This window comes from Mycobacterium sp. NTMscope_MAC_269 (assembly GCF_976985695.1).
On sequence record NZ_OZ335668.1, the window covers coordinates 1,562,001 to 1,579,870 of the forward strand.

The 17,870-nt window shown below is 64.6% G+C and carries 19 protein-coding genes and 1 pseudogene; 15 read left to right on the forward strand and 5 right to left on the reverse strand.

Translation table 11 applies throughout. The annotated features are described in order from the left end of the window. The first annotated feature begins 1 nt into the window (after position 1). From ACZ50Z_RS07300 to ACZ50Z_RS07320, 5 genes and pseudogenes are all read left to right on the forward strand, one after another. Positions 2–841, forward strand: a complete 840-nt coding sequence (locus ACZ50Z_RS07300; RefSeq protein ID WP_464482937.1) for a mycofactocin-coupled SDR family oxidoreductase — start codon at positions 2–4, stop codon at positions 839–841. Then, positions 842–1,020 (forward strand): annotated as a pseudogene (locus ACZ50Z_RS07305) (SDR family NAD(P)-dependent oxidoreductase); the annotation flags it as partial. A 48-nt stretch (positions 1,021–1,068) separates the two neighbouring features. Continuing rightward, positions 1,069–1,572, forward strand: a complete 504-nt coding sequence (locus tag ACZ50Z_RS07310) for a nuclear transport factor 2 family protein (RefSeq protein WP_464482938.1) — start codon at positions 1,069–1,071, stop codon at positions 1,570–1,572. Continuing rightward, the gene (locus ACZ50Z_RS07315) at positions 1,569–2,348 is read left to right on the forward strand and encodes a hypothetical protein (protein ID WP_464482939.1); all 780 of its coding nucleotides are present in this window, start codon (positions 1,569–1,571) and stop codon (positions 2,346–2,348) included. The genes ACZ50Z_RS07310 and ACZ50Z_RS07315 overlap by 4 nt, the downstream gene beginning before the upstream one ends. Before the next feature lie 45 nt (positions 2,349–2,393). Then, complete coding sequence (locus ACZ50Z_RS07320) at positions 2,394–3,032, forward strand: PaaI family thioesterase (RefSeq protein ID WP_464482940.1); 639 nt, start codon at positions 2,394–2,396, stop codon at positions 3,030–3,032. A 21-nt stretch (positions 3,033–3,053) separates the two neighbouring features. Here the strand turns inward: ACZ50Z_RS07320 and dmpG are convergent, their stop codons facing one another. From dmpG to ACZ50Z_RS07345, 5 genes are all read right to left on the reverse strand, one after another. Further along, positions 3,054–4,109 (reverse strand): 4-hydroxy-2-oxovalerate aldolase, encoded by a 1,056-nt coding sequence (dmpG, locus tag ACZ50Z_RS07325; protein ID WP_464482941.1) that lies wholly within the window; start codon positions 4,107–4,109, stop codon positions 3,054–3,056. Positions 4,110–4,157: 48 nt separating this feature from the next. Further along, the gene (locus tag ACZ50Z_RS07330; protein WP_464482942.1) at positions 4,158–5,090 is read right to left on the reverse strand and encodes an acetaldehyde dehydrogenase (acetylating); all 933 of its coding nucleotides are present in this window, start codon (positions 5,088–5,090) and stop codon (positions 4,158–4,160) included. Positions 5,091–5,101: 11 nt separating this feature from the next. Next, a complete protein-coding gene (locus ACZ50Z_RS07335) occupies positions 5,102–5,887 on the reverse strand; it encodes a 2-keto-4-pentenoate hydratase (RefSeq protein ID WP_464482943.1) in 786 nt (261 codons plus the stop codon). Beyond that, positions 5,880–6,752 (reverse strand): enoyl-CoA hydratase, encoded by an 873-nt coding sequence (locus tag ACZ50Z_RS07340; protein ID WP_464482944.1) that lies wholly within the window; start codon positions 6,750–6,752, stop codon positions 5,880–5,882. Before ACZ50Z_RS07340 ends, ACZ50Z_RS07335 begins: the two co-directional genes overlap by 8 nt. A gap of 148 nt (positions 6,753–6,900) precedes the next feature. After that, positions 6,901–7,353 carry a hypothetical protein gene (locus tag ACZ50Z_RS07345; protein WP_464482945.1) on the reverse strand — a complete coding sequence of 151 codons (453 nt, stop codon included), beginning with the start codon at positions 7,351–7,353 and terminating at the stop codon, positions 6,901–6,903. A gap of 272 nt (positions 7,354–7,625) precedes the next feature. Here ACZ50Z_RS07345 and ACZ50Z_RS07350 point away from each other — a divergent pair, with 272 nt between their 5' ends. The 10 genes from ACZ50Z_RS07350 to ACZ50Z_RS07395 all read left to right on the forward strand — a co-directional run bounded on the left by ACZ50Z_RS07350 (position 7,626) and on the right by ACZ50Z_RS07395 (position 17,853). After that, entirely contained in the window at positions 7,626–8,435 is an 810-nt protein-coding gene (locus ACZ50Z_RS07350; protein ID WP_464482946.1) for an MlaE family ABC transporter permease, read from the forward strand. Between the two features lie 6 nt (positions 8,436–8,441). Further along, positions 8,442–9,287: an ABC transporter permease gene (locus tag ACZ50Z_RS07355; protein WP_464482947.1), complete on the forward strand. Its 846-nt coding sequence runs from the start codon at positions 8,442–8,444 to the stop codon at positions 9,285–9,287. An 11-nt stretch (positions 9,288–9,298) separates the two neighbouring features. After that, positions 9,299–10,486: an MCE family protein gene (locus ACZ50Z_RS07360; protein ID WP_464482948.1), complete on the forward strand. Its 1,188-nt coding sequence runs from the start codon at positions 9,299–9,301 to the stop codon at positions 10,484–10,486. Then, positions 10,483–11,508: an MCE family protein gene (locus ACZ50Z_RS07365; protein ID WP_464482949.1), complete on the forward strand. Its 1,026-nt coding sequence runs from the start codon at positions 10,483–10,485 to the stop codon at positions 11,506–11,508. Before ACZ50Z_RS07360 ends, ACZ50Z_RS07365 begins: the two co-directional genes overlap by 4 nt. Further along, entirely contained in the window at positions 11,508–12,587 is a 1,080-nt protein-coding gene (locus ACZ50Z_RS07370; protein ID WP_464482950.1) for an MCE family protein, read from the forward strand. Before ACZ50Z_RS07365 ends, ACZ50Z_RS07370 begins: the two co-directional genes overlap by 1 nt. Positions 12,588–12,622: 35 nt before the next feature. After that, positions 12,623–14,065, forward strand: a complete 1,443-nt coding sequence (locus ACZ50Z_RS07375; protein ID WP_464482951.1) for an MCE family protein — start codon at positions 12,623–12,625, stop codon at positions 14,063–14,065. A 14-nt stretch (positions 14,066–14,079) separates the two neighbouring features. Further along, on the forward strand, positions 14,080–15,306 hold the full coding sequence (locus tag ACZ50Z_RS07380; protein ID WP_464486127.1) for an MCE family protein: 1,227 nt from the start codon (positions 14,080–14,082) through the stop codon (positions 15,304–15,306). Next, entirely contained in the window at positions 15,306–16,835 is a 1,530-nt protein-coding gene (locus ACZ50Z_RS07385; RefSeq protein ID WP_464482952.1) for an MCE family protein, read from the forward strand. Before ACZ50Z_RS07380 ends, ACZ50Z_RS07385 begins: the two co-directional genes overlap by 1 nt. Positions 16,836–16,888: 53 nt before the next feature. Then, positions 16,889–17,404 carry an Rv2253/PknI dimerization domain-containing protein gene (locus ACZ50Z_RS07390; RefSeq protein WP_464482953.1) on the forward strand — a complete coding sequence of 172 codons (516 nt, stop codon included), beginning with the start codon at positions 16,889–16,891 and terminating at the stop codon, positions 17,402–17,404. An 83-nt stretch (positions 17,405–17,487) separates the two neighbouring features. Next, positions 17,488–17,853, forward strand: coding sequence for a hypothetical protein (locus tag ACZ50Z_RS07395; RefSeq protein ID WP_464486128.1), 366 nt, complete (start codon positions 17,488–17,490; stop codon positions 17,851–17,853). Positions 17,854–17,870 lie beyond the last annotated feature (17 nt).

The following is a 17,870-nucleotide window of genomic DNA, read 5'->3' on the forward strand; positions in this document are numbered from 1 at the left end:
CATGAGTGACGCCGGAAGGCTGATGGGCAAGGTCGCGTTGATCACCGGCGCGGCACGGGGAATCGGGCGCGCCCAGGCCGTGCGGTTCGCTCAGGAGGGCGCTGACATCGTGGCGCTCGACCTATGCGGACCGGTCGACACCGTGATGGTCCCGCACAGCACACCGAGCGACCTCGACCACACGGCCTCGCTGGTGACCGAGGTCGGCGGACGGGTGCACACCGAACTCGTCGATGTTCGTGACCTCGATGGCGTTCGCGCCGCCACCGACCGCGGTGTGCGGCGGTTCGGCGGGCTGGACGTGGTCTGCGCGACTGCCGGCGTCACGTCGCGCGCGATGACGGTCGACATGGACGAAAACGTCTGGCGCACCATGATCGATGTGAACCTCACCGGCGTGTGGCACACGTGCCGCGCCGGCGCACCGCATCTGATCGCGCGCGGCTCCGGCGCCGTAATTCTGACGAATTCCATTGCCGGGCTTCGCGGTCTGGTCGGTGTCGCGCACTACACCGCCGCCAAACACGGCGTGGTCGGTCTGATGCAGAGCCTCGCGCACGAACTCGCGCCGCACAATGTGCGGGTCAACTGCGTGCACCCGACCAACGTTGATACACCGCTGATCCAGAACGACAACGTGCGCAGCGCTTTTCGGCCGGATCTCGATCGCCCCCCGACCCGCGCCGAGTTTGCCGATGCGGCGCGCGAGATGAATATGCTTCCCGTGCCCTGGATCGACCCTGTGGACGTCGCCAACGCCGCGCTTTTCCTGGCCTCCGACGAGGCGCGCTACATCACCGCCGTGTCCCTGCCCGTCGACGCGGGTGCCACGCAGAGATAAGGGGGATCGGTATCCGAACCGCGCGATGTGGCCCGCGAAGGGCTGGACAACCTGGCCAACGGCCCCGTGTTCATCGCCGGCGGCAACGCGGCGCCGTGCACCAGGGCAGCGGACCGGACCGTGCCGCCATCGTTTTCGGCGCGCACAGGACGGTGCAGAAACTCCTGGGCCAAAGCTAATGGGGGGACCGACGGGATCTGGCTGACGGATTGGAAAGGGGAGCAACCATGATCGACGTCGACGAACTGGTGGCTCGATTGGGCCGCCTTGAGGACGAACGCGACATCGCCCGGTTGATTGCGTCCTACGGTCCGGCGGTGGACGCCGGGGATGCCGATGCCGCGGCCCGACTCTGGACCGCCGACGGCAGTTATGACGTCGAGGGGTGGCACATGCGCAGCCAGGCGGACGTGCACGCCATGGTGAGTTCGGCGTCCCACCAGAAGCTGGTGGGTGATGGTTGTTGCCACTTCATCGGGCCGGCAGTGGTGACGGTTACGGGAGATTCGGCGGTGGCGGTCACCGAATCACTGGTTCTCGTCCATGACGGCGAGAGTTATCGCGTATGGCGCTGCACGGCCAATCATTTCGAGCTTCGCCGCATCGAGGGTGATTGGCGGATCACCAAGCGTACGAGCCGTCTCCTCAACGGTGATCCCGGTCCGCGCGCCTTATTGACGGCGGGCCTTGATGGGGCGGCGGCGCCGGCGTTGGGTTCGGGGGAGGCGTGAGGGACTGCCCGCTGGCGTTCTTTTCTTTTGTCGCGCTGAATGATTCGACGCCGGAAGCACACCGCGTTTACAACGAGTGGCATCAACTCGACCACCGTCCGGAGAACCTGGCGCTGCCCGGCGTCGCATGGGGAGACCGCTGGGCGCGCACTGCCGAATGCCGCACCGTGTCGGTTGTCAGCTCCGATCACGCGGCAACCGACTACGTCGCCATGTACTGGTTCCGGGAGCCGCTCGACCGATCGGTGCGTGAGTGGGAGCAACTGGGACGCGACTCGTTCGAATGGGGGCGCGGACCCATGATGCCGGGCGTGAGGCGAACGCTCTTGGCGTTCTTCCGGCCCCTCAAGGGTTATGCCGCGGCTTCGTCTCTGGTGTCGCCGGAGGTCATTCCGTATCGCCCCAACCGTGGGTTGCACTTGACCATGACGAGGTTCGCCGATCCGCTGGGGCCTGATACACACGAGCATCACCGGTGGGAGGACCGCGCGTTGATCCCAGGATTGCTGGACGTTGCGGGAGTGGCTGGGGCGTGGACGTTTTCGCTCGACCACCACCAGGACAATCGGCTGGGCCTTAGGGCCGGTGACCCGGTTGCCGCCGGCGCGGGCCTGCGCATCCGCTTGCTCTACCTTGACGACGAACCGGTGGCCACCACGAACCGCATACGTGATCGCATGAGCGCTACGGATTTGCGGTTACCGGACTCGGCGGCCGCCGGTGGCGTCGTGATCAGCACACCGCTGCGCACGATAATCCCTTGGCAAGATTGGTGATTCGCCCGCGATGACGGGCCGGACGAGGTGAAACGGGGTTCAACGGTGAGTGATGGCAATGGAGACCGGTCACCGGCGGCGTATGAGCCGCTGGCAGGATCGGTACGCAGGCTCATCGATGTCACCATCCGCACCGAGGTTGACGACGCTGCGGCCGCGGGGGCCAAGACGCACGTGGATCGCGCGGTCGAGCAACTGAGTGAGGCTCTCATGCCGGGCTCGTTCGGGCTTCGTGAGGTCGTCGACGGTCAACCGCTGACATCGGGAAACGTGGCAATCGGCGTGCGCAATCCCATCGCGCCGCCGCTGGTGATTCACCACGATGCCGACGGCACGGTGTGGACCGAGGTCATGCTCGGCGCCGCCTACGAGGGACCGCCGGGCCATGTGCACGGCGGGGTGTGCGCGTTGATTCTCGACCACGTGCTCGGCGCGACCGCGCATCAGCCGGGGCGTCCCGCCTATACAGGCACGCTCACTATGCGCTACCTGAGGGGAACGCCGCTGGGGCTGATACGGGCGAGCGCGCATGTCGATCGCGTCGAAGGCGCAAAGACGTTCGCGGTAGGCCACATTGCCGACGGCGAAGGAACCACGGTCACGGCCGAGGGCGTGTTCATCATCCCCAAAAAGCTTGCCGCTGACGACCCGGTGCGCGGTGGGGATGTCCGGGATCACCTGTGACGCCCCCCGATCCGGTAGCGGTCACTTTGTCGGCATGGCGCCGCTTTCTTGCTCGCGTTTGATTTCTAGGGCGATGTCGATGAGTTGGTCTTCTTGGCCGCCGATGAGTTTGCGTTGGCCGGCGCGGTGCAGCAGTTCGTGTGGGGGGACGCCGTAGCGTTCGCCTTGGCGGATGGCGTGTTTGAGGAAGCTGGAGTAAACCCCGGAGTAGCCCATGATCAGGGCGTTGCGGTCGAGTAGGCATTCGGTGGGCATGGCGGGGGCGACGACGTCTTCGGCGGCATCGGCGATGTCGAAGAAGTCGATGCCGGTTTTGACGCCGATTTTGTCGAATACCCCGATCAGGGCCTCGACGGGGGCGTTGCCGGCCCCGGCACCAAAGCGCCGACAGGATCCGTCGATCTGTTTGGCGCCCGCGCGGACGGCCTCGACGCTGTTGGCCACCCCCAGGCCGAGGTTTTCGTGGCCGTGAAAGCCCACCTGGGCGTCCTCGCCGAGTTCGGCGACCAGGGCGGCGACCCGGTCGCGCACGTCCTCGAGGACCAGGGCGCCCGCGGAGTCGACGACGTAGACGCATTGGCAGCCCGCGTCGGCCATGATGCGGGCCTGGGCGGCCAGCTTTTCCGGGGAGATGGTGTGGCTCATCATCAAAAAGCCGACGGTTTCTAGGCCGAGTTCGCGGGCCAGGCCGAAGTGCTGGATCGAGACGTCGGCCTCGGTGCAGTGGGTGGCGATGCGGCAGATCTGCCCGCCGTTGTTTTGGGCCTCTTTGATGTCTTCTTTGGTGCCCACCCCGGGCAGCATCAAAAAGGCGATCTTGGCCTCCTTGGCCGTCGCGGCGGCCAGCTTGATCAGCTCTTGTTCGGGGGTCTTGGAAAACCCGTAGTTAAAGCTCGACCCGCCCAGCCCGTCGCCGTGGGTGACCTCGATGACGGGCACCCCCGCGGCATCCAGGGCCGCCACGATCGCGCCGACCTCGGCGGCGCTGAACTGGTGGCGCTTGTGGTGAGAACCATCGCGCAGCGAGGTGTCGGTCATCCGCACGTCCCAGACCGGGTTGAAAAAAACTTCACTCATCGCGCCACTCCTCCTCATCGCTGCGCTCTGCATCGTCGTTGGCGCGGCTCATGATTGCGCTCCTCCGGCCGTCGCGCTCAAGGACTCCTTGGCGATCTGTTCGCCGACCTTGGTCGCCGCGGCGGTCATGATGTCCAGGTTGCCCGCATAGGGGGGCAGATAGTCGCCGGCGCCCTCGACTTCGACGAACGTGGTGACCAGGGCCTGGCCGCCGGAGTTGATCGACGGGTCGTCGAACTGGGGGTCGTTGAGCAACCGGTAACCGGGCACATAGGTCTGCACCTCGGTGACCACGTCGTGGATCGAGGCGGCGATCGCGTCGCGGTCGGCGTCTTCGGGGATCGCGCAAAAGATGGTGTCGCGCATGATCATCGGCGGATCAGCCGGGTTCAAGATGATGATCGCCTTACCGCGGGCGGCCCCACCGATGCTCTCCACACCGCGGCTGGTGGTCTTGGTGAACTCATCGATGTTGGCCCGCGTACCCGGGCCCGCCGACAGCGAGGCCACCGAGGCCACGATCTCGGCATACGGCACCCCACCAAGGTCGGCCACCGCGCGCGAGACCGCATACACGATCGGGATGGTGGCCTGCCCACCACAGGTGATCATGTTGACATTGGGTGCATCCAAATGCTGGCGCAGGTTGGCCGGGGGGATCACCGCCGGACCCACCGCCGCCGGCGTCAAATCGATAGCCCGAATACCAGCAGCCTCATACTTAGGGGCGGCGTCGCGGTGCACGTAAGCACTGGTCGCCTCGAACACCAGATCGGGCTTGTCCGACTGGGCCAACAACCAGTCCACCCCCTCATGGGTGGTCTCCAAACCCAGCTTGCGGGCCCGCGTCAAACCCTCACTGTCGGGGTCGATGCCCACCATCCAGCGCGGCTCGAGCCACTCCGAGCGCAACAACTTATACAACAGGTCAGTGCTGATATTGCCCGACCCGACAATGGCCACACTCGCCTTCGACGGCATGTGAATTCCTCCTACTCGAAAGACAGCCGGACCGAGCCCAGGCCCGCGAAGTCGGCGATGAAGTCGTCGCCGGGGTGCGCGTCGATGGCTTTCGTGCACGAGCCGGGCAGCACCACATCACCCTTGCGCAACCGCACCCCGAACCCGTCGACCTTGCGCGCCAGCCACGCCACCGCGGTGACGGGATTGCCCAAAACCGCGTCGGTGCGGCCCTGCGCGACGACCTCACCGTTGCAGCGCAACACCGCATCGATCCCCTTGACGTCGATCTCGCGGGGGCAAACCCGGGCCCGCCCCAGCACGAAACCGGCCGACGAGGCGTTATCGGCGATGGTGTCGCACAACTCGATCTTCCAATCGGTGATGCGGGTGTCGATCAACTCGATCGAGGGCACCAGCGCCTCGGTCGCGGCCAACACATCGTCTTCGGTGCACCCCGCGCCCGGCAGGTCCGCGTTCAACACGAAACCGACCTCGACCTCCACCCGCGGATACAGGTAGCGATTCGCCTTGACCGGGGTGTCTTCGAACAACTGCATCTCATCGAGCAAATGCCCGTAGTCCGGCTCGTCGACACCCATCATCTGCTGGATCGCCAACGACGACAGCCCCACCTTGTGACCCAACACCCGGGCCCCCTCGGCAACCCGCTGCCGGATATTGATCAGCTGAATCTCATACGCATCGACCACATCGATCTCCGGATAGGCGGCGGTCAACGGGGCGATCGGCTCACCACTCCGCTCCGCCTGCGCCAACTCGGCAGCCAGCTCGTCGCGCACGTGATGACTAAGCATGGCGCTCGGGCTCCAATTCAGCGGTCGAGGCCATCGCCTTGATGTCCATGCCGCCGAGTGAGCCCACGCCGAGTTCCGCGTTGTGCGCGTGGGCGAAGTGGTGCAGACCGAAGACGGCGTCGATGCCGCTGCGCAGCCCCATGTGGTCCTCGCATTGGTTGATCGACCGCTTCGTCAACGCCAGACCGAAGCGGGGCATTGCGGCGATACGCGCTGCGAGGCTGAGCGTTTCGCGCTGCAGCTCGCGGCGCGGCACTACCCGGTTGACCATGCCGACCTCGTAGGCGCGCTGCGCGCCAAACCTGTCGCCGGTGAAGAGGATCTCTTTGGCGAAGCGCGGCCCCAGCACCCAGGGATGGGCGAAGTACTCGACGCCGGGAATGCCCATCCGCACAACGGGGTCGCTGAAGAAGGCATCGTCGGCTGCCACGATCAGGTCGCATACCCAGGCCAGCATCAGGCCGCCGGCAATACAAGCACCCTGCACCATGGCGATACTCGGCTTCGGGATCTCGCGCCAGCGTCGGCACATTCCCAGATAGACCTCCATTTCGCGGGCGAAGCGCTGATCGCCACCCGGCTTGCCGATGTGGTCCCACCACAGCACGGCGCGATTGTCGTACCTGACGTGGTGGTCGTGGGCGGGGGTCCCAAGGTCGTGGCCGGCGCTGAAGTGCTCGCCGGCACCCGCCAGGACGATTACCTTGACCTCGTCGTCATCGACCGCGCGTTGGAACGCGGCATCGAGGGCATAGGTCATCACCGAATTCTGCGCATTGCGAAAGCGGGGACGGTTCATCGTGACGACTGCGACCTCGCCGGCCACTTCGTAAGTGACTACTTCCTCTTCGTCTGTTGCGTCCATCCGTTGCCCCTTCCGCTGACGCTTTGCCGCGACCATCATCAAGGCGGCCAGGTGAGAAGTTGGAGGTCGATGTCCGCACATCGGGAGCCATTTCGGTCACACACCGGGCGAGCGGTGCACGTTGGACACTCGGCGGCTACGCGACCAGCTACATCCGCACCAGGGCAAAGGGATACGTATAGGTACCACCGGGGCCTCCGTTGCATCCCGCGGCGAACGATGAATCGAGGGAACCGGCCAACGTCACGGCATCCCATGAGTAGACGTCACGCGTGGGGATGACGGGGCCGTAGTAGACATCGCCACATCGCAGACCGTCCGGCACGTCAACGGTCAAGGTATAGCGACCGTCGACGAGTTGCGCCGAACCGCGGTACTCGAAAGCCTTTGCGACAGGCCGTGGTATCGCCTGCACGGTTACGCACTGGCCGGGACACGACGAAATCGTCCAAACCCAGGTGTGAAAGTCGTATCTGCCGGTGATCGCCAGCTCGTAATTGCCGGTGCGCATTTCGGCGTGCGCGACCGGTGCGAGAAGCATCGCCGACAGAGCTGACCAGATGCTGAGCGCCACGGCAGCCAGCCGACTGCGCCGAATCATGCGGGGCCCAATCTTTGCAGGGCGGACTCGTCCATCACCGGAGCATGTGATGAGGCGCTGGGCAGAGGTCACTCAGCGATAGTGTTCCGTCTGGCCGACACTGTCCTTCAGTCCTCCCGGTAGGCGGGACGCACTGTGTTCCAAGCCTCACTTTTCGGGGAAGGTTTCCGCCGGACAGTTCGCCGCCCGCGCCACTTGGCGCGTTGGAGCTTTCTCACCGCGGCGGCAGTGCTATGGAAGCGGCAGTGAGATAGAAGGGGTCAGTTCGAGTGGTGGCCAATGCGTCGCTCCGCTGGACCGTGGGGCGCCCGGCGTTCGGCGGGCACGTGGCTGTACCCTTCCAGGCCGTCGGGGGTCTGGTCAAAATGGCCGCCGACGCGGCAAAATTCCTGTTCCGCAGGCCCTTTCAAGGCCGGGAGTTTTTGGACCAGTCCTGGTTCGTCGCGCGGGTATCACTGATGCCTACGCTGCTGGTAGCCATCCCGTTCACGGTGCTGGTCAGCTTCACGCTGAACATCCTGCTGCGCGAGTTGGGTGCGGCCGATTTGTCCGGGGCAGGTGCGGCTTTCGGTGCGGTCACGCAGGTGGGCCCATTGGTCACTGTGCTCATCGTGGCCGGCGCGGGCGCCACGGCAATGTGTGCGGACCTGGGTTCTCGAACCATCCGCGAAGAGATCGATGCACTAGAAGTGTTGGGTATCAATCCGGTTCAGCGGTTGGTGGCGCCACGCATGCTGGCGTCCGGAGTGGTGGCGTTACTGCTCAACAGCGTCGTCTGCATCATCGGCATCCTGGGCGGCTACTTCTTCTCGGTGTTCGTCCAGGATGTCAACCCTGGGGCATTCGCTGCCGGGATCACCTTGCTCACGGGGGTCCCAGAACTCATCATCTCGTCGGTGAAGGCACTGCTCTTCGGTCTGATCGCCGGGTTGGTCGCATGCTATCGCGGACTGACGATCAGTGGCGGCGGCGCGAAGGCGGTGGGCAATGCCGTGAACGAGACGGTGGTCTACGCGTTCATTTCGTTGTTCGTCATCAACGTCGTGGTGACGGCCATCGGTATTCAGATGACAGCGAAGTAAGCGACGATGGCGTTGCGAGCGGCCTACCCGAATCTGGCCCGTGACATCAACAAACCCATCACCGCGCTGGGTGCCATCGGTGACCACGTCCAGTTTTATGGAAGGTCGATCGCCGGGACACCGTTTGCGCTTACCCGCTACCGACGAGAGATCATCCGCCTGTCCGCCGAAATCAGTATGGGGGCAGGGACATTGGCGATGATCGGTGGGACGGTCGCGATCGTCGGATTTCTCACCTTGGCCACGGGCGGCACGTTGGCCATCCAGGGGTACAGCTCGTTGGGCAACATCGGTATCGAGGCGTTGACCGGCTTTTTGTCGGCCTTCATCAACGTTCGGATCTCGGCGCCGATCGTCGCCGGGATCGGCTTGGCGGCCACGTTCGGCGCGGGTGTAACTGCGCAGCTTGGCGCCATGCGGATCAACGAAGAGATCGACGCGCTCGAAAGCATGGGGATTCGGCCCGTTTCGTACTTGGTCAGCACCCGGCTGATCGCGGGGATGCTGGCGATCACACCGCTGTATTCGATCGCGGTGATTTTGTCGTTCGTCGCCAGCAAGTTCACGACGGTAGTAGTGCTGGGACAATCGAGCGGACTCTACAGTCACTATTTTTCGACCTTCCTGAATCCTGCGGACCTGGTCTGGTCGTTTCTGCAAGCGATCCTGATGGCTCTGGCCATCCTCCTGATCCACACGTACTACGGCTATTTCGCAAGCGGAGGTCCGTCGGGTGTCGGCGTCGCGGTGGGTAACGCGGTACGGACCTCACTGATCGTCGTCGTCTCGGTGACCCTGCTGGTCTCGTTGGCCATCTACGGGGCCAACGGAAACTTCAACCTCTCGGGCTAGGGGAGAATCCGGTGTCGAACTCCGTTGTCCGCCCGTTGCTGGGTCTGGCCGCCGTCGGCGCAATCGGCGCAATCGTGGCGGGAACCATTTTTCTCTTTCGAGGCGGTGCCACGGAATCGGTTGCGGTAACGGTGTTGTCGCCGCGCACGGGTCTGGTGATGAATCCGGGTGCCAAGGTGAAGCTGCACGGCGCGCAAGTGGGCAGGGTTTCCTCGGTCGAGAACCTGCCCGACGGGCGGGCCGCCATCCACTTGGCGATGGACCCATCGTGGCTGCACTTGATTCCGGCCAATTCGCGGGTCGACATCGAATCGACGACGGTGTTCGGGTCGAAGTTCGTTCAGCTGATCCCGCCGCGCGAGCCGTCTCCGCAGTCGTTGAGAGCCGGCCAGATTCTGGACTCCGAGCATGTCACCGTCGAAATCAACACCGTGTTCCAACAACTGGTTTCGGTGCTGTCCAGAATCGAACCGGAGAAGCTGAACGAAGCCCTCGGGGCGCTGGCGCAGGCTTTCGGCGGCCGCGGCGAAAAAGTCGGCCACACACTCGCCGATCTCGACGCGCTGCTGACCAAGATAGACCCCAGCCTGCGTACCCTGAGCCACGAATTGGCGGTGGCTCCCCGGGTGCTCGACGCGTATGCCGATGCGGGACCCGATCTGGTCAGCACCATAGAGAATGGGACACGCATCAGCGACACTGTCGTCGATCGGCAGCGTGATCTGGACGCGCTTTTGGTCAGCACAATCGCGTTGGCGGACATCGGAAATGACGTGGTGTCAACAAACGCGCGGCCGCTCGAGACCGTCATGCATCTGCTGGTCCCTACGACCGACCTGACCAACAAGTACAACCAGGCCATCACCTGCGCTCTGGCCGGTCTCAAGCCATTGGCCACCGGACCCCCGCTGCCCGTGCCCGGTGTCCTATTGCTGGATTCGTTCCTGTTGGGCACCGAGCGTTACCGCTATCCGCAAAACCTGCCCAAGGTCGCAGCGACAGGCGGTCCACAATGCATGGGCCTGCCCGAGGTCGGCTTCGGCCAGCGCCCGCCGTACCTGGTCACCGACATCGATGCCAATCAGGCGCAGTACGGAAACCAGGGAATTCTGTTGAACTCTGACCGTCTGAAGCAGATGCTGTTCGGCCCGATTGACGGCCCACCGCGCAATACCCCGCAGATTGGGCAGCCCGGATGAGAAGCGCGTGGGGGACCGCCGCCAAGTTCGGAGCGTTTGCCGTGGTGACGCTGCTGTTGACCGCGGCCCTGTTCGCGATCCTCGGCCAGTACCGCACGGGTGCGACGAATGGCTATTCGGCGGTGTTCAGTGACGCCTCCAGCCTAAAACGCGGTGATTCGGTGCGCGCGGCAGGGATTCGCGTCGGGACGGTCAACGGCGTGTCACTGCGGCCCGACAACTCGGTCCTGGTGACCTTCGACGCCAACCGCGAAGTCATGCTCACCACCAGCACCCGGATCGCGGTGCGATATCTCAACCTGGTTGGTGACCGCTACCTCGATCTGCTCGACGCGCCCGGCTCCGCCAAGATCCAACCGCCCGGATCACAGATCCCCGAAAGCCGCACCGAGCCGGCGCTGGACCTGGACCTGCTGCTGGGGGGCTTGAAACCGGTGATCCAGGGGCTCAACCCGCAAGCAGTCAATGCATTGACCCACTCACTGTTGCAGATTCTGCAGGGCAGCAGCGGTGACGTGGAGTCGCTGTTCGCCAGGACCTCCGCGTTCTCGACTGCGCTGGCGGACAACGGCCAGGTGGTAGCGCAGTTGATCGACAATCTCAACCAGGTGGTCACCACGGTGTCCAAGGACGGCAACAAGTTCTCCGGGACCGTGGACCGTCTGGAACAACTCATCACGGGTTTGTCCCAAGAACGTGACCCCATCGGTGACGCCATCAAGGCGCTGGATGACGGGACCGCATCGTTGGCCGATCTGCTCACCCAGGCGCGTCGGCCGTTGGCGGGAACCGTTGACGAACTGAACCGGTTGGCCCCGCTGCTCGACAGCGACAAAGCGCGGCTGGATCTTTCGTTGCAGCGGGCCCCCGAGAATTACCGCAAACTTGTCCGGCTCGGCGCGTACGGCAGCTTTATCAACCAATACCTCTGCGGAATTTCCATCCGGGTCAGCGACCTCGAGGGCCGCACTGCCGTGTACCCCTGGATCACCCAAAACACTGGAAGGTGCGCGGAGCCCTGATGCTGAAATACCGTGGTCCCCACCTCATCCGGTCCGGCTTCATCGGCTTCGTGCTGGTCGTGCTGATTGTCGCCGTCGGCCTGCACCCCCAGCAGTTGGTGTCGATGACAACCTCCATCCGATACCAAGCGCTGTTCGCCGAGGCCGGTGGCCTCACGGCCGGCAATGACGTCCGAGTGTCCGGCGTCAAACTGGGTACGGTTTCCGACGTCGCACTCAGCCGCGGAAAGGCGTTGGTGACCTTCACCCTGGATGCCAAGGTGCGCCTCGGGACGAGCACCTCAGCGCACATCAGGACCGGAACGATGCTGGGTGCGCGGATGCTGGCGGTGGAGCCGGCCGGTAGTGGCGTCATGCGTGGGTCCGACGTCATCCCGGTGTCGCGGACGTCGTCGCCCTACTCGTTGACCGACGCCGTGAGCGACTTCGCGGGTAACACCGCGCAGACGGACACCGCCTCGCTCAATCGGTCGCTGGACACACTGGCAGAGACCATCGACCGGATCGCACCGAACCTGGGCTCGACTTTTGACGGCCTGAGCCGGCTGTCGCGCTCGTTGCACAGCAGGGACGAATCGTTGGCCGGCTTGCTCAAGAGCGCCACCGACGTCACGGCGATCCTGTCGGCACGTAGCCAACAGGTCAACGCCCTGTTGCTCAACGCCAACGACCTGATGGGGGTGTTGAATCAGCGCCGCTACGCAATGGTCAATCTGCTCGCCAACACGTCGGCGCTCGCTCAGCAGCTGTCCGGCATGGTGGCAGACAACGAAAAAGACCTCGCGCCGACGCTGGAGAAACTCAACTCGGTCACGGCGATGCTGGAGAAGAATCGTGACAACATCGCCAAGGCCATTGTCGGGCTGGCGAAATACCAAGTAACACAGGGTGAATCGGTTAACAACGGCTTCTACTACAACGCATTCGTCGGAAACTTGTTGCCGGCGCAAGCCCTGCAGCCGTTTCTGGACTATGCGTTCGGGTTCCGGCGGGGCGCCAATGCGGGGCAGCCACCCGATAACGCCGGTCCGCGGGCCGAATTCCCGTGGCCGCACAACGCTATCCCCGGAGGGCGATGATGGGGGCGAAAAGACCGCACCTCACCAAGGGGCTGATGGCAGTCCTGGTGGGGCTTCTCGTCGCCAGCACGTTCTTTCTGGTGCACCGGGAGTTCTTCGGGCCGAAGGTGATCACCGCATATTTCAGCTCGGCAACGGCGATCTATCCCGGGGACGAGGTCCGAGTGGTCGGTGTCAAAGTGGGCACCATCAAGTCCATCGAACCGATGGGTACGCAGGCCAAGATGACACTCGCGGTCGACCGCGACGTGCCGGTCCCGGCCGACGCGAAAGCGGTGATCGTGGCGCAGAACCTTGTCGCCGCACGCTACGTTCAATTGACCCCGGCGTACGAGGCCAGCGGGTCCGGTGGACCCGTCATGGCGGACGGTGCGGTGATCGGCGCGGATCGCACCGCGGTGCCCGTTGAGTGGGATCAAGTCAAGACGCAACTGATGCGGTTGGCGACGGACCTCGGTCCGGCCAACGGCGTCTCGACCACGTCCCTCGGCCGCTTCATCGACAGCGCCGCCAACGCGATGGCCGGGAACGGGGACAAGCTTCGGCAGGCTATCAGCCAACTGTCCGATGTGGGCCGCATCCTTGCCGCTGGCAGCGGCAACATCGCGGACATCATCAAGAACCTGCAGATCTTCGTTACCGCATTGCGAGACAGCAACGTTCAGATAGTCCAGTTCCAAGACCGACTCGCCACCGTGACCAGCATCGTCGATGACAACCGGTCGGACCTGGACGCCGCGCTCACCAATCTGTCGTCGGCGGTCGGCGAGGTGAAGCGATTCATCGCCGGAAGCAGAGACCAGACTGCGGAGCAGATCGCGCGACTGGCGAACGTGACGAAGAACCTGACTGACAACCGGATGGGCGTGGAGAACCTTTTGCACGTGGCGCCCAACGCAATCGCCAACGGCTACAACATTTACAGCCCCGACAGCGGAACCGCCCGCGGTGCCTTCGCGATGTCGAACTTCGCCAACCCGGTGACCTTGATCTGCTCGGCGCTCGGGGCCGTCAAGAACGCCACCGCCACCGAAACCGGCAAGCTGTGCGCACAGTACCTCGGCCCGGCGTTGCGGCTGATCAACTTCAACTACTTGCCGATGCCGTTCAATGCCTACCTGTCCAAGTCGCCGAGCCCGGAGAATCTGGTGTACTCCGACCCGAATCTGGCGCCCGGGGGCCCGGGGGGCGTCCCTCCGCTCCCGCCGGAGCCGCCGGCCGTGTCGGCCTACACGGGTGCCGATGACATGCCGCCGCCGGCGGGGTGGGGAGCGCCACCGGGTCCGCCGGGGGCGTACGCGCCCAACGGATTACCCGCGGATCCCTCGCCGGCGTTGTTCCGGGGTGCTCCCATTCCGCCTGGCGTGCCCAGGCCGGAGCAGCCGGCGCCCGCGCCGGCCAATCTGCAGGACATGTTGCTGCCGGCCCAAGGGCCGCCGATGACCGCAACACCGCCGCCAGCCGGGGGGACGCCATGACGAGCGCTCGAATGATGTGCCGCATCGCGACGATCGCGTTAGGGGTGGCGGTGACCGCGACCGGGTGCGCGTTCGGCGGTCTGAATTCGCTGCCCCTTCCCGGCACCGCAGGGCGCGGGCCGGGAGCGACGACCTACCACGTCGAAATCGCCAACGTCGGTACGCTCGAGTCGAATTCACCGGTGCTGATCAACGATGTCGTGGTGGGCAGCGTCGGGAAGATGACGCTGCGGAACTGGCATGCCGACGTCGAGATCTCGGTGCGCCCCGACACAGTGGTTCCGGCCAACGCGGTGGCCAGCGTCGGCCAAACCAGCCTGTTGGGCTCGATGCACCTGGCACTGAAACCGCCGGCCGGCCAACCGGCGACCGGAAGACTCGAGCCCGGTGCGACCATCGGCCTGCAGCGCTCGTCAACATATCCGTCCACCGAAAAGACGCTGTCCTCACTGTCGGTCGTCGTCAACGGGGGAGGCTTGGGTAAGGTCGGCGTCCTCGTCAATGAATTCAACGCGGCGCTGGGCGGGCGCGAAGACAAAATCCGCGACCTGCTCACCCACCTGAACGACTTCGTCGGCGTTCTCGACACCCAGCGTGACAACATCAACGCATCCATCACAGCGCTCAACTCGCTGGCAGGCACCGTGGCGGGGCAAAAGGGGGTGGTCACCGCTGCGCTGCAACGGATCCCGCCCGCACTGGATGTGCTGATCAAAGAACGTCCGCGGATCACGACCGCGCTCGAGAAGTTCCGGGTGTTCAGCAACACCGCCACCGGATTGGTCAAGTCCACTCAAGCCGATCTGGTCGCCAACCTCAAAAATCTGGAGCCGACCGTGCGCGCGCTTGCCGACGTCGGTCCCAGCCTGGACACGGTGCTCGCCTTCGCGCCGGCCTATCCCTACCCACAAAACTTCATCGATCGCGCGATTAGAGGCGACTATTTGAACGAGTTCATCACGTTCGATTTCACGATCCCGCGGCTGAAGAGGGGACTGTTACTCGGCACCCGGTGGGGGCAGGAAGGCGCCCAGTTGGTGCCCGCGCCCGGGGACCCCTGGTACAGCACCTTCACCAAAGATCCACTCAATGCTCCGCTCGTCGCACCACCGAATGCGGTGGCGATGCCTCCGCTCGCCGGGCCGAATCCGGGCCCCGCGCCCGTGGCCGCTCCACCGATGACGAAGCCACCAATCCCGGCGCCGACCGATTTCGTGCCGCAGGATGTGGGGGACCGCTGATGTTGACACGCTTTGTCCGAACCCAGCTGATCATCTTCACGATCGCGGCTGTCATCGGCATGACCGTGATGATCGTCGAATATCTGCAAGTGCCGACCCTGCTGGGAGTCGGGCGCATCACGGTCACCCTTGAATTGCCGGGAACCGGTGGGCTCTACCGGTTTTCGAACGTGACTTACCGAGGAGTGGAGGTCGGGAAGGTCACCGATGTACGGCCCACGCGCACCGGTGCGGAGGCGACATTGTCATTGAAGACCGCCCCGAAAATTCCCGCGGATCTGCACGCGGCCGTGCTCAGTGTGTCCGCCGTCGGCGAACAATATGTGGATTTGCAGCCTCTGACCGCTGCGGCGCCCTATCTGCACGATGGCTCGATAATCGCCGCGGCGAACAGCTCGATTCCACAGGCTGTCGGACCGATGCTGGATCAGGTCAGCTCTCTCATCGACAGCGTCCCAACGGAGAAGGTCGGCGGTCTGCTCGACGAAACCTTCCGGGCATTCAACGGATCCGGGTTCGACTTCGGGTCGCTGCTGGACTCGTCGTCGCGAGTGATCGGCGACGTGAACGCGAACGCCGAGCGGTCGCGCACGCTCATCGATGACGGCGGCCCTCTGTTGGACGGCCAGGCGCGCTCCACCGACGCCATCCGGACCTGGGCGCGCGGCCTCGCAGGAATCAGCCGACAGCTGGTCGTCGACGATGCGCAGACACGTGCACTGTTGCATACGGCGCCGGGGGCCGCCGACGAGGCGTCGCGCTTGTTCGACCAGGTAAAGCCAACGCTGCCAATGCTCTTGGCGAACCTCACTACCCTCGGTCAAGTCGGCGTCACATATCACCCATCGCTCGAGCAACTGTTGGTCCTGCTGCCACCCACGATCGCCAGCACCCAGTCCTACGGCGCCCCCAAGAACAATCCCACCGGCTTCTCTCTCGGCGATTTCACACTGACAATCGGCGATCCGCCTGCGTGTACCGTTGGCTTTCTGCCTCCGTCGTCATGGCGATCACCCGAGGACACTTCGGTGATCGACACACCTGATGGCTTGTATTGCAAACTGCCGCAGGATTCACCCATCGGGGTTCGCGGGGCTCGCAACTACCCCTGTATGGGGCATCCCGGCAAGCGCGCGCCGACCGTCGAAATCTGCAACAGCGATAAACCCTTCGAGCCGCTGGCGATCCGGCAGCACGTCCTCGGTCCCTACCCCATCGATCCGAGCCTCCTCGCGCAGGGCATCCCGCCCGACGATCGCGTCACTTTCGGGGACCAGATCTTCGGACCTGTGGAGGGGACGCCGCTGCCGCCCGTTGAGCCCGGGCCGCCGCCTCCCGATCCGGGCGGAATCGCTCCCCACACCGCCCCGAGTGCATATGTGCCGCACGGGCCCGGCCCGTCGGTTGCCATCGCGACCTACGACCCACGCACCGGCCGCTACGCCACCCCGGACGGCTCGGTGTATCGCCAGTCGGATCTGGTCGCTCATGCCGGGACACGATCGTGGAAGGACCTCTTCCCCACATGATCACGCGGCTCATCCGGATGATTCGGACGGCGAAACATGGTGGGATACAGACGATGCGAGCCTTTGCCGCGTTGGGGGTCACCTCCACCGTCGCAGCCGCGGCGATCGCCCTGGGCGGTGCGTCGCCACCGGCCGGCGCCGCCGACGACTGGGGGCTCAACGGCGCTTATATCGCGACGTCCAACGGGGAATGGGCGAAGACCAACGAAATCTTCCGCAACGAGGCCAGCATCAGAAGCACGTGGACCGTGAGCACGACCTGTAGCTATCCCAGCGAGTGCACGGGCACGGTGGTCAGCGATTGGGGCTGGCGTGCTCCGATCTATCAGACCGGGGGCGTCTGGTTCGTCAAGCGTGTCATCGACAACTGGCAGCCGTGCCCGGACGGGCCGGCAGGGCCCGGCCTTCAGGTCTTCCGGTTCGCCCCCACCAGTCCCGACGGTGATTCCGTTGATCCCGCATCACCGATTCTGACCGGTGCCGACGAGACGACCGGCGTCAGCGGCACCTGCGGCGTCAGCAAGACACTGTTCATCTCCATGCCCTTCAAACTGGTCAAGGCGAGGTGACCGGTATGGATGAAACCGCTTGCACAGTAGAACATTGCGTCTCCGGAATCGCCCCACGCGGTTGGAGGAGGGCGGTGGGACCGATGCTGGCAGCGCTGACGCTGATGACCGCGTCCGCGGCCGTCGTGCCACTTGCTACTGCCAATCCGTCATCGTGCGATGACCCGTCGTGCGCCCCGGGGGTCGCCGGCGCTGTGGTGCTGGGCGCGCCGTGCCCGGATACCACCCACTTCGTGTTCGGCACGACCTCCTGGGGGCGGTTGGTCTATTGCGGATCTCCGCGGCGATACGAACCCAGGTACTTTCGCTCGCCGTCGATGCGCGGAATCAAGGATGAGAACTCCAGCTGTGCGGGATTCGAGAATTCGGTCGCGCAGGCGCCCGACGGTCTGTTCCTCACCTGCCTGTCGGTCGACGGGGCACCGCGCTGGGTTCGTGGTGACACCTAAATCGCGCGGCGTGCGGA